General features: G+C 72.7%; 9 protein-coding genes. 6 read left to right on the forward strand and 3 right to left on the reverse strand.

Features of this window, described 5'->3' with window-relative positions; translation table 11 throughout:
* Window positions 1–1,323 (reverse strand): TerD family protein, encoded by a 1,323-nt coding sequence (locus ACIBK6_RS14475; protein ID WP_399051542.1) that lies wholly within the window; start codon window positions 1,321–1,323, stop codon window positions 1–3.
* A gap of 244 nt (window positions 1,324–1,567) precedes the next feature.
* On the opposite strand from ACIBK6_RS14475, the gene ACIBK6_RS14480 reads away from it, so the two are divergent.
* The 4 genes from ACIBK6_RS14480 to ACIBK6_RS14495 all read left to right on the forward strand — a co-directional run bounded on the left by ACIBK6_RS14480 (window position 1,568) and on the right by ACIBK6_RS14495 (window position 6,172).
* Window positions 1,568–2,020: a DUF6643 family protein gene (locus tag ACIBK6_RS14480; RefSeq protein ID WP_399051543.1), complete on the forward strand. Its 453-nt coding sequence runs from the start codon at window positions 1,568–1,570 to the stop codon at window positions 2,018–2,020.
* A 57-nt stretch (window positions 2,021–2,077) separates the two neighbouring features.
* A complete protein-coding gene (locus ACIBK6_RS14485) occupies window positions 2,078–2,911 on the forward strand; it encodes an MOSC domain-containing protein (protein WP_399051544.1) in 834 nt (277 codons plus the stop codon).
* A 139-nt stretch (window positions 2,912–3,050) separates the two neighbouring features.
* The gene (locus ACIBK6_RS14490; RefSeq protein ID WP_399051545.1) at window positions 3,051–3,656 is read left to right on the forward strand and encodes a hypothetical protein; all 606 of its coding nucleotides are present in this window, start codon (window positions 3,051–3,053) and stop codon (window positions 3,654–3,656) included.
* 113 nt (window positions 3,657–3,769) lie between these two features.
* On the forward strand, window positions 3,770–6,172 hold the full coding sequence (locus ACIBK6_RS14495; protein ID WP_399051546.1) for a right-handed parallel beta-helix repeat-containing protein: 2,403 nt from the start codon (window positions 3,770–3,772) through the stop codon (window positions 6,170–6,172).
* Here the strand turns inward: ACIBK6_RS14495 and ACIBK6_RS14500 are convergent.
* Window positions 6,142–8,478, reverse strand: coding sequence for a hypothetical protein (locus ACIBK6_RS14500; RefSeq protein ID WP_399051547.1), 2,337 nt, complete (start codon window positions 8,476–8,478; stop codon window positions 6,142–6,144). The two genes, ACIBK6_RS14495 and ACIBK6_RS14500, sit on opposite strands and share 31 nt — an antisense overlap.
* Before the next feature lie 195 nt (window positions 8,479–8,673).
* Here ACIBK6_RS14500 and ACIBK6_RS14505 point away from each other — a divergent pair, with 195 nt between their 5' ends.
* Together ACIBK6_RS14505 and ACIBK6_RS14510 are read left to right on the forward strand one after the other, a co-directional pair.
* Window positions 8,674–9,522, forward strand: a complete 849-nt coding sequence (locus tag ACIBK6_RS14505; protein ID WP_399051548.1) for a DeoR/GlpR family DNA-binding transcription regulator — start codon at window positions 8,674–8,676, stop codon at window positions 9,520–9,522.
* A 57-nt stretch (window positions 9,523–9,579) separates the two neighbouring features.
* On the forward strand, window positions 9,580–10,062 hold the full coding sequence (locus ACIBK6_RS14510; protein ID WP_399051549.1) for an SRPBCC family protein: 483 nt from the start codon (window positions 9,580–9,582) through the stop codon (window positions 10,060–10,062).
* A gap of 50 nt (window positions 10,063–10,112) precedes the next feature.
* Here ACIBK6_RS14510 and ACIBK6_RS14515 read toward each other — a convergent pair whose 3' ends face one another.
* Window positions 10,113–11,726 (reverse strand): FAD-dependent monooxygenase, encoded by a 1,614-nt coding sequence (locus ACIBK6_RS14515; RefSeq protein ID WP_399051550.1) that lies wholly within the window; start codon window positions 11,724–11,726, stop codon window positions 10,113–10,115.
* Window positions 11,727–11,799: the final 73 nt, after the last annotated feature.

Raw genomic sequence — 11,799 nt, forward strand, 5'->3', positions numbered from 1 at the left:
TCACTTGCGGCCGGGTGTCCAGTTCATGCCCCAGCCGTAGGCCTGGTCGATGGTGCGCTGCGGGCTGACCCCGCGCGCGGGCACCAGATAGCGGGCCTCGCGCTGGACCACCAGGTCGCCGCCGTTGTTGGTGATGAGAGCGAGCGCGCAGACCGTGGAGGGAACGGTGCATTCGTCGAGGAAGAACTCGATCGGTGCGCCGAACTGCGGCTGGAGGGTCACCGTGGCGTGCAGATCGGCGAAGCTGCGGGCGCCCTCGTAGACGGTGACGAAGATCAGCAGCCGGCGGAACTTGTCCTTCTGGTCGAGATTGACGGTGAGGTTCTCGCCCGATTCGACGGCGCCCGTGCGGTCGTCGCCGTCGAGGTGGATGTACGGGGGCTGGTGGAGCGCGCCGAAGGCGTTGCCCAGGGCCTGGACGACGCCCTTGCGGCCGTCGGCGAGTTCGTACAGGGCGCACAGGTCGAGGTCGAGATCGGTGTGGTTGGCGACGGCGCGCCCCAACTTGGCTCCCCAGCCGCCGAATTGCTTGCGCGTCTCCCAGTTGAGATTCACCCGCATCGCGCCCGAGCTGCCGCCCTGTTTGGCGAGCGAGACCCTGGGCGCATCCTTCGTGAGGGTGACTTTCGAAAGGCGCACGGGTGACGGGGGTGTCAATGGCGGCGTCAACGGGGGCGTCGGGACCTGGAGGGTCGGCGCGGGCGGCGGGGTGAAGGCGGTTTGGGCGGGGGGCGCCGGCGGGGGGTTGAAGGTCGTTCGGGCCGTCGGCGCGGCGGGGGTCTGCCGCGGTTTGTCGACGGTGATGCCGAAGTCGGTCGCCAGGCCCGCCAGCCCGCTGTCGTAGCCCTGGCCGACCGCGCGGAACTTCCAGGCGCCCTGGCGCCGGTAGAGCTCGCCGAGGATGAAGGCGGTCTCGACGGTGGCGTCCTGGCTGTCGAAGCGGGCGAGTTCCGCCCCGGTGGCCGCGTCCAGGACGCGGATGTTCAGGCCCGGGACGCGGCCGAAGGTGCCGCCGTCGGCGGAGGCGGCGAGCACCACGCGCTCGACGACCGGTTCCACCTGCGCGAGGTCGACGAACAGGGTGTCCGTCACCGCGTCGGGTCCGGGCCGCTTTCCTTCGTGGCGTACGGCGCCGGAGGAGTGCGCGGGCTGGTTGTAGAAGACGAAGTCCGCGTCGGAGCGGACCCGGCCGCCGGCCAGCAGCAGCGCCGAGGCGTCGACGTCCGGGACGCCGGGCCCGGGACGCCAGGCCAGCTCGATGCGTACCGAGTGCGCCGGCACCGGAACATTGGCTCCTTTAAGCATGGACATGCTCGCCCCCATCACGCGTCGCGGTGCCGGAAGATTTCTGCACCGTCAACCTAACGCCCCGTCGGCCGCCCGGCACTTCTCCCGGCCACCCGCCGGTAACCCCCCACGACCTTGCCCTTTACACGATCTCAACGCCCCAGCGCGACCGATTTTCCCAAGTTCGCTCGCATTAGTGATGCCCAGCCACTCCGAACACGCAAAACAACCCTCTTATCGGGCTCCCCAACGACCACATCGTGGGCTTAACTTATGTGCCATGACCTCCCCCCGCTCCACCTATGGCGGCGGTTACTACTCCGCGCCGTTCTTCCCGGACACCCCCATCTACGACTCCCTCGTCGCAGAACGGGGTACGCCTCAGATCGCCCCGATCCGAGTGCCTTCCCTCTACGACACCGGCAGCCACCATCTGCCGGCGCTTCCGTCGGCACTCCCCGCCCTGCCGGCCGCCCCCTCGCAGCAGAACATGTACGCCTCGTCGTACGGGTACCAGCAGCAGATGCAGCAGCCGATGCCGCTGCAGCACGCGCCCGCCCCGTACATCCCGCAGCAGCCCTCCGCGCCGCGCGGGTACCAGGGGCAGCAGGCCATGCCGCAACGCCCGATGCCCGGCACCGGGTACGAGGCCATGCGGCCCGCCGCGCCCCGGCCGATGCCCGCGCAGTACGAGGATCCGTACAACCGGCCGTATCAGGGCACCGGGTACTGATCAAGGCGGGATCCGGCCGCCCGGACAGGTGTCCGAGGCGGCTGGCAGGATGGGTGCATGAGCACTGGACTTGATGCGGTCGTACACGGGATCACCATCCATCCCGTCAAGTCGGTCGGGGGATATGCGACAGCACAAGCGGCGGTCGAGCCTTGGGGGCTCGCCGGGGACCGCCGCTGGATGCTGGTCGACGCACACGGCACGGCCGTCACTCAACGCGAGCGGCCCGAGCTGGCCTTGAGCAGTGCCGCCACACTGCCGGGCGGCGGGGTGCTGCTGTCCGCGCCCGGCCAGGAGGATCTGGCCGTCGAGCCGCCGGAGCCGATGGCGGCCGTGGGTGTCATGCTGTTCGGGAAGAAGTTCAAGGCGGTGGCCGCCGCCGAGCGGGCGCACGAGTGGTTCAGTGCGTACCTCGGCGCCGAGGTACGCCTCATGCACCTCGACGACCCGGCGCGCCGCAGGCCCATCAACCCCAAGTACGCGCTGCCCGGCGAGACGGTGAGCTTCGCCGACGGGTATCCGCTCATGGTCACCACGCTCGCCTCGCTCGACGCCCTCAACTCGCTGATCGCACAGGGCGACGACCCCGGCGAGGGCCCCCTGCCGATGAACCGGTTCCGGCCCAATGTGGTGCTCGACGGGACCGAGCCGTGGGCCGAGGACGCCTGGTCGCGGATCTCGGTCGGCGAGGTCTCCTTCCGGATCACCAAGCCCTGCGGCCGGTGCGTCATCACCACCACCGACCAGGACACCGCGGAGCGCGGCAAGGAGCCGCTGCGCACCCTCGCCCGGCACCGCCTCATCGGCGGCTCGCTGGCCTTCGGCGTCCTGCTGGTCCCGGAGCGCACCGGCGTCATCCGCACCGGCGACCCGATGAAGGTGCTCGCATAGCTCTGCGCCGGGTGGGAACTCCTGTGGGTGGCGGGTGCGTTGGACAGGTCAGCCGGGTGGACCGGGGCTCTGTTCGCGACATTCGGCCCCTGCCGTCCCGCCGGGAACCGGCACGGAGGCGGAAGGGGGTGCGGAGCGAGTGCGAGCCGTACGGGGCGTGTGGCGCTGGCGGCGCAACCCACTGCGCCGTCGGACCGACTTCGCGGAGGCCTGGCTGGCGCTGGCGGCGCTCCTGCTCATGGTGCTCGCCGCGCCGACGGCGGGTGTGCTCTGCGGTGCGCTCACGGACACGGCGCTGCGGCAGTCGGCCGCCGAGCAGCGCCTGCACCGGCATCCGACCTCGGCCGTGGTGGTGCGCCCGGCCGAGCAGCGGCAGACGGTGCCCGAGCCCGACGGTTCGCTGGGCCGCGTCAACCACGCCAGAGTGGCGGCCAACTGGACGGCTTACGACGGCAGTTGGCATACGGGAACGCTGACGTCGCCGCAGCAGGCACCGGTGGCCGGCACCACGTTCCGGATCTGGACCGACGACCACGGGAGCCCGGTGCCCCGGCCGATGGACCGGGCCGCGGCCGATACGCACGCGGTGTTCTCGGGGATCTGCGCCGCCGCGGCGGCCGCCGGATTCATCGAGGGCGTCCGGCGGCTGATCGTATGGCGGCTGATACGCCGGCGGTATGAGCGACTGGACCGGGCATGGGCCCGGTACGGTCCGGACTGGGGCCGCACCGGCGCGGGCAGCTGACCGGTCAACTCACCGGCCCCGCGCGCGCTACGGTGGACCATCAGTCGCACATATGAGGTCACGGTCGGGGTGTGTGCGAGGTCGCAGGCACGAGGTGGGGGCACGGCAGCGCCATGGCTCAGGGCACGGTCCAGGTGACGCACACCGGCACGTCGAGGTGGCGCCGCCGCACGGGTGAGTACGCCTCTTTGGCCGCGGCCCTGGAGGCCGCGGGCGACGGCGACGTCCTCACCGTCGCCCCGGGTACTTACCGGGAGAATCTGGTGCTGCGCCGCTCGGTGACGCTGCGCGGTCCCGACGGCGCGGTCGGCTCGGTCCGGATCGCGCCGACCGACGGCGTGCCGCTGACCGTGCGCGCCTCGGCGACCGTGCGGGACCTGTACCTGGAGGGTCAGGACACGGCCGCGCCCGCGCTGCTCGTCGAGGACGGCGCGCCGGAGCTCGTCGATCTGCGGGTGGTGACCCGCTCCGCGGTCGGCATCGAGGTGCGGGGCGGGGCGCGGCCCACGGTACGGCGCTGCACCGTGGACAATCCGGGCGGCGTCGGCATCGCCGTACTCGACGGCGCGGGCGGCGTGTTCGAGGAGTGCGAGGTCGTGGCAGCCGGGCAGTCCGGCGTCTCGGTGCACGGCGGCGCCCATCCCCGGCTTGAACGCTGCCGGGTGCACCACTCCAGCGGTGCCGGGCTGTCCGTCAGCGGCGAGGGCAGCGGTCTTGAGGCGCTCGGCTGCGAGGTGTACGAGATCAGGGGCGCCGGGGTGCAGATCGCCTCGCGCGCCGGCGCCCACCTCACCGACTGCACGGTGCACCGGACTTCGGCCGACGGCATCACCCTCGACACGGACGCGGTGCTCACCCTCGCCGACTGCGACATCCACGACATCCCGGAGAACGCGGTCGACCTGCGGTCGCGTTCGGTGCTCACGCTGACCCGCACCAAGGTCCGCCGCTTCGGGCGCAACGGCCTGTCGGTGTGGGACCCGGGAACCCGGGTGGACGCCAACCAGTGCGAGATCCACGACAGTACGGGCGACTATCCGGCGGTGTGGGTCAGCGACGGCGCGACCGCGGTCCTTGAGGGCTGTCGCGTCCATGACGTACCGGACGCGCTCTTCGTGCTCGACCGGGGTTCGCGCGTCGATGTGGTGGACAGCGATCTCACGCAGGTGCGCAACACCGCGGTGTCGGTGAGCGACGGCGCCACCGCGCAGCTCGACGACTGCCGCATCAGGGAGGCGTCCACCGGCGCCTGGTTCCGCGACCACGGCAGCGGGGGCACCCTCGCGGGCTGCACCATCGACGGCGCCCAGACCGGTGTCATCGTCACCAAGGGCGCCGATCCGCGCATCGAGCGCGTCACGGTCACCTCGCCCGCCGAGGCCGGTTTCTACGTCTCCGCCGAGGGCCGGGGCACCTTCCACGGCTGCCGGGTGACGGGCAGCGGCGGCTTCGGCTTCCACGTCATCGACGGCTGCCGTACGACGCTGACGCGCTGCCGCACCGAGCGCTGTGCGCGCGGAGGTTACGAGTTCTCGGAGGACGGCGCGGTCGTCGAGGACTGCACCAGCGACGAGAGCGCTGTGAAGTCCGGTGCCGCCGAGCCGCCCGTCGTGCAGACCGCGACACAGACCATGGGGCTGCTCTCCGCCGTCCCCGACCAGCGCGCCGCCGAGCCCGCGGCCGAAGCCCCGGCGGCCGGGCCCGCGCGGGGTCCGGGGGCCGTGCTCGGTGAACTGGACACGCTGGTGGGCCTGGAGAGCGTCAAGCGCGAGGTGCGGGCGCTCACCGACATGATCGAGGTCGGCCGCAAGCGGCAGCAGGCCGGCCTCAAGGCGGCCTCGGTCCGCCGCCATCTGGTCTTCACCGGCTCCCCCGGCACCGGAAAGACCACGGTGGCCCGCCTGTACGGGGAGATCCTGGCCTCCCTCGGCGTGCTTGAGCGGGGCCATCTGGTCGAGGTGTCCCGGGTCGACCTGGTCGGCGAGCACATCGGCTCCACCGCGATCCGCACCCAGGAGGCCTTCGACCGGGCACGCGGCGGGGTGCTGTTCATCGACGAGGCGTACGCCCTGTCCCCCGAGGACTCGGGCCGCGACTTCGGGCGGGAGGCCATCGACACGCTCGTGAAGCTGATGGAGGACCACCGTGAGGCGGTGGTGGTCATCGTCGCCGGGTACACGGCGGAGATGGAGCACTTCCTGAGCGTCAACCCCGGTGTGGCGTCCCGTTTCTCACGGACCATCAGGTTCTCCGACTACTCCCCCGAGGAGCTGCTCCGCATCGTCGAGCAGCAGGCCGACGAGCACGAGTACCGGCTCGGCTCCGGCACCGCGGAGTCGCTGCTGAAGTACTTCACGGCGCTGCCCAGGGGCGCGGCGTTCGGCAACGGGCGTACCGCGCGCCAGACGTTCGAGTCGATGGTGGAGCGGCATGCGGGGCGGGTGGCGCAGCTGGCCGATGCCAGCACCGACGATCTGACCCTGCTCTACCCGGATGATCTGCCCGAACTGCCCTGATCCGCCCGCTGGTTCGGTACGGCCGTCGCCAACTCAGCGAGCAGCAGGGTCCGTTCGCGGGCGAAGGCCGGGTCGGCCTGGTAGTCGGCGTGCCCCAGGATCGGTGCGGGCAGCGGATGTTCGGCGGTGCGCCCGTAGGCGAGCGGGTCGAGCAGCGGGCCCCGGTCGATGCCGCCGCCCGCGAGGACCGGGCCGCCGATGGGGTCGGTGGCGCGCCACAGGTTCCGCCAGCAGTGCACTTCCTCGTGGAGTCCCTGGAGCGGCGCGGGTCCGAAGCAGGCAGGGAACCAGCGTCCGTACAGCCGCTCGACGGGGCAGCCGTAGCTGAGCAGGGCGATTCGGCGCCGGGTGCGGGCGGGCAGTTGCCAGACGGCGGCCGCGGCCAGCACGCTGCCCTGCGAGTGGCCGGAGATCACGAGGCGGCCGCCGGTCCGCTCGGTCCAGGTGTTCATCCGCCAGGCGAGGTCCGGCACGGCCCGCTCGGCGTAGCAGGGCGGGGCGAAGGGGTGTGCGGCGCGCGGCCAGAAGGTGCCGACGTCCCACAGGATGCCGATGGTGCGGCGGGCCGCGGCGTCCTTGTAGGCGCGGCGGCCCCAGGTGACGAAGAGGAGGAATCCGAAGCCGGTGCACCAGGAGCCGAGCGACTGGGCGGTGTCGGCGGCGCAGGCGATCGGCGACGGGCCGCCGGCGGCCGCCCGGCCCGGCACCTCGCCGGTCCACCAGGCCCCGGCGAGCGCGGCGGCGCCGAGCAGCAGCGACGCGCCGGAGAGGATGCCGAGGAAGACCGGCGCGCGGTCGGTGAGCCCGGCCATCGCCCGGGCGGCGGCGATCTGCCGGGTGCGGGCGGTGTCGGGGCGTTCGCCCGGGTAGTCGGCCATGACGCGGGGTGCGTCGGCGCGGGCGGTGCGCCAGGTGCGTACGGCGAAGAACAGCACGACGGGGACGAGCAGGAACAGCAGGGCGGGGATCACCGAGGACTGCCAAGTCAGCAGCGGTGGCGGTCCTTTGAAGGCCGAGCGATTCAGGCCGGGGGTGCCGCCGCGGTCCAGCCAGCCCGCGACCCGCTGGGCGACGCCGCCGGTCATCACTCCGCCCAGGGCGCAGGCGAGCATGGCGACGGCGGGGCCGCCGAGTCCGCACAGGGCGGTGCGCTTCCCGGGCGCGCGGCGCCGCAGGTGCAGGGCCACGGCGGCGAGCGCGACGATCAACGCGCCCTGAGCGAAGGTGAGGAAGCCGAAGGCGCGGTCGCCGGGCAGCGTTCCGGTCGACACCCAGTCGGAGCGGTCCCAGGCCGCGTACACCATGGCGAGGGCGAGCAGGGCGAGCGAGGTCGCGGGCAGCCAGGCCGTGACGGCGCGGTCGAGCTGTTCGTCGAGATGGGATTCGGTACGTCCCCGGCGGCACACCACCCAGACCACAACCACCCCGGCGATGGCGAGAGTTGACTCCAAGAGCAGGCCGAGTGTCTCGAAGACGGCGCTGGTGGCGGCGCGGTCGTGGCGGGCGGCCGCGGCCGTCACTCCCGCCGCGGCGGTCAGGAACCCGGCGGCGGTGTGCGCGGCGCGCAGCCGGGCCACCAGGCGCCTGCCGTACCAGAATCCGGGCCGTCCGAAGGCGGGCCCGTCGGCCGGGTCGGCGCCGTCGGCCGGGTCCGCGTTCAGCGGCTGCTGGGATTCGTAGGCGCTCCAGGTGCGGTTGGAGAGGTACCAGAGCAGTGCGGTCAGGCCCGCGGGGGCGAGGGCCGCGAGGGCGAGGCGGCGGCCGGGCTGGGACCACCAGCCGTGGTGGGCGACCGAGGCGAAACCGAGCCAGTCCCATGAGCCCGAGCAGCCGGCCGAGCCGCCGCACTGCCAGGCCGTGAGGTCGAGGGCGACCTCGCAGGCGGCGGCCACGAGCAGCACGGTGAGGCTGAGCGCGACGAGCCGCACCAGCACCCCGTACAGCCGGATCGCCCAGGGCGGGTCCTTGGCGGGGGGCCGCATCCAGTGCGCGAGGTTGACCACCATGAACGGCAGCAGGAGCAGCCACAGGGCGCGGGCACTGTTGCCGGAGGTCAGGTTGCACCAGACGTACGCCTCGGGCACCGGCCGGTCACGGTAGCGCTCGGGGTGCGCCTCGGCGTCGACGTCCTGGGTGCGCCGGTAGATGGCAGCCGTGTCGTCGCCGGTGACGCGTACCGTGCGCGGGTCGTCCAGCATCTTCTGCGGTGTGGTGCCCCCGACGCCGTGGACCAGCAGTTCGAGGGCGAGCGGGCCGCCCTCGACGGGGGCGGCAGCGGCCTGGACGGCGGGTGTGGCACGGGACACTTCTGCGGCTCCCCCTCGCGGTGGCAGGATCGGCGGCGCGGGTGGCTCGGGTCATCAGGGTCTCCGATCGGGACGCCGGAGCGCAGTGCCCTCACGGAATCTCCCCGTGACAGGATGGGGTTCCCGCACACCGGGGGGCGCGCGTGTATGTGCCCGGCGAATGTGTTCGACGATGTGGAAGGGACCAGCCCGGCAGTGAGCGACAACCAGAATCTGCTCGCGGAGCAGCGTCGCGCGCTGATCCTCGATGAGGTCAGGCGGCGCGGTGGGGTCCGGGTCAACGAGCTCACCCGGAAGCTGAATGTGTCGGACATGACGGTCCGGCGGGACCTGGACGCGCTGGCGCGCCAGGGCGTCATCGAGAAGGTGCACGGCGGTGCGGTGCCGGTCGCGGAGGCCACGGCGCACGAGCCGGGCTTCGAGGCGAAGTCGACGCTGGAGCTGAGCGCGAAGCAGGACATCGCCCGCGAGGCGGCCAGGATGGCCGTGCCGGGCAGTGCCATCGCGCTGGCGGGCGGTACGACGGCGTACGCCCTGGCCCAGAGGTTGGTGGACGTTCCGGAGCTGACGGTGGTGACCAACTCGGTGCAGGTCGCCGATGTGTTCCACGCCGCCCAGCGGCCGCCCGCCGGGTCCGCTCCGCGTCCGGGGGCGGCGACGGTGGTCCTGACGGGCGGGGTGCGGACGCTCTCCGACACTCTGGTGGGGCCGGTCGCCGACGCGGCGATCCGCTCGCTGCACTTCGATGTGCTGTTCATCGGGGTGCACGGCATCTCGGTGGAGGCCGGACTTTCCACGCCCAATCTCGCGGAGGCGGAGACCAATCGCCGGTTCGTGCAGTCGGCGCGGCGGGTCGTGGTGATCGCGGACCACACCAAGTGGGGGACGGTGGGGCTGAGTTCGTTCGCCTCGCTGGACCAGGTCGACTCACTGGTGACCGACGCGGGCCTTTCGGACCGGGCCCGCGCGGAGATGACCGAGCACCTCCAGGACCTCGTGGTGGCGGGCGAGGTCCCCGACAACGGGGAGGCCGCAGACATCTGACGGTCCGCCAGTTATGGTGTGCGGGCTCTCGCACCCGACCGCCAGGAGGTACGCGCCATGGCTCGCCGACTCAGGTCCGTGGAACTCGACTTCGCCGAGTCGGCGCCGGTGCGCCTGGTGTTCACCGCCCGGTTGTCCGCCGGGCCCGGCGCCGTCTACCGCGCGCTCGCCGAGGAGGTGTCCGACATGCCCTCCTGGTTCTCCGCCGTGACCGGGGCCCGGCCGCTGGACGGCGGGGCCGGGCGGGAGATCAGGCTGCGGGGCGGGGTGTTCTTCCGCGAGACGATCATGGCGACCGACCCGGGCGAGCGCTACGCCTACCGGGTGGATGATACCAACACCCCAGGTGTGGCTGCCCTGTTGGAGGAGTGGCGGCTCGCTCCGTCCGGCTCCGGGACGCTGGTGCGCTGGACGATGGCGAGCGAGGGGCCGACGCTGTTCCGTCTGGCCATGCGGCTGGCGCGGCCCGGGGTCGGGCAGTCCTTCAAGGGGGCGATGCGCAAGCTGGACCGGCGACTGTCGGGCCCGGCGGCCGCCTGACGCCGCATCAGGCGGATACCGCAACAGCACCAGTCTCAACTGAGCCTGAATCAATGCCCGGTGACGGACCGCCAGATGTCGTGGAGCGTGTCCGGTGTGAGCCCCGCATCGGACCGGGCAGCGACGAATCCGTCCGGGCGGACCAGCAGCGCCCCCCGCGGCTGCAGTCCGGCCCGGGCGGGCCAGGTGCCCGCCGGGTCCCGCAGGGCCCCGTCGTCGGCGGCCGAATCGGCCGGCCCGCCGAGAATGTGATGCACCGTCACCGGCAGCGCCTTGGCCGCGTCGGCCCAGGCCGCGTCCGCCACCGCGTCCCCGCCCGTGAGCAGGGTGAACCCGGGCCCGAACAGGTCGAGGGTGGACAGACGCCGGCCGCCGCGTTCGAGCCAGAGGTGCGGGGCGCGGGTGCCGGTCTGGCCCGCGAGCAGGTCGACCGCGTCCCCCGCCGGGGCGCCGTGGATGCCCGCGGACTCGTACCGGTAGCGGGTCATGATCTCGCCGGTGCTCCGCTGGCGGTCCAGTGCCTCGGCGTTCCGCGGCGTGCGGATGGCGTACCTGGCGCGGAAGTCGGTGCGCAGCCAGGCCTGTTCGGCGACGAGCAGGCCGCGCGGGCGGCGCTCGGGCTGGTAGCTGTCCAGGAGCGCCTGCGGTGCTTCTCCGCGCAGCACGGCGGCGAGCTTCCACGCCAGGTTGTGCGCATCGGCGATGCCCGTGTTGGCGCCGAAGCCGCCCCAGGGGGCGTGCCGGTGGGCGGCGTCTCCGGCGAGGAAGATCCGGCCGCTGCGGTAGGTGTCGGCGACCGCGGCGGCGGTGTCCCAGGCGCCGCGGGCGAGCAGTTCGATGCGGAGCCCGGGGTCGCTCGCGCCGATGGCGGTGCGGAGCAGGGCCAGGCATCGCCCGTCGGGGTAGTCGCGGGGGCTCTCGCGCGCCGGGTCGTAGGCGAGGTGGAAGGACCACTCGTCGGTGTTGTTCTTGGCCAGGAAGAGGCCGGACACCTCGGGGCCGTCGATCTCGCACTGGCTGAACGTGCCGTCGCCCACCAGGTCGGTGAGGTCGGCGCGGAAGTAGAGGTTGAGGTAGTGGTGGGTGGCGGGGCGGGTGGTGCTGGTGATGCCCAGCGCGGTGCGCAGGGGGCTGCCGCCGCCGTCGGCCGCGATGAGGTAATCGGCACCCAGGGTGCGCGTGCGGCCCGATGTGCGGTCCGTCAGGGTGGCCGTGACCCGGCCGTCGTCCTGGGTGAAGCCCGTCAGTTCGGTGCCGAAGCGGAGGTCGCCGCCGCGCTGTTCGGCCAGTTCGCGCAGGACCGGTTCGAGGAGCACCTGGGGGCAGAAGCAGAAGCTGGAGGGGCTTTCGTCCGAGCCGACCATGGCGCCCGTCGCGAGGACGTGGGCGAGGTCGAGCGCGTCGGAGTCCGCGATGCTCCGGCCGGTGCGCGCGCCGCCGAACCGCCCCGCCTTCAGGGCGGTCGCGCTCGCGGCCTGCACGGCGCCCTCGACGCCGATCTGCCGGAAGATCTCCACGGAGCGGGTGTGCATGCCGCGCGACCGGGGCAGCACCGCCGGCTCGGCGTTGCGTTCCACGAGGACGTAGTCGACCCCGTGGTACTCCAGGCACAGCGCGGCGGTCAGACCGACCGGTCCCCCGCCGACGATCAGTACGGACGGCATCGCAACTCCCCCGTGGCACTCCGCGGATCTTCGGTACCGTACGACGGTACAGTCGACGGCACGCTCCCGACCA

This window comes from Streptomyces sp. NPDC050485 (genome assembly GCF_044458185.1).
GTDB lineage: Bacteria > Actinomycetota > Actinomycetes > Streptomycetales > Streptomycetaceae > Streptomyces.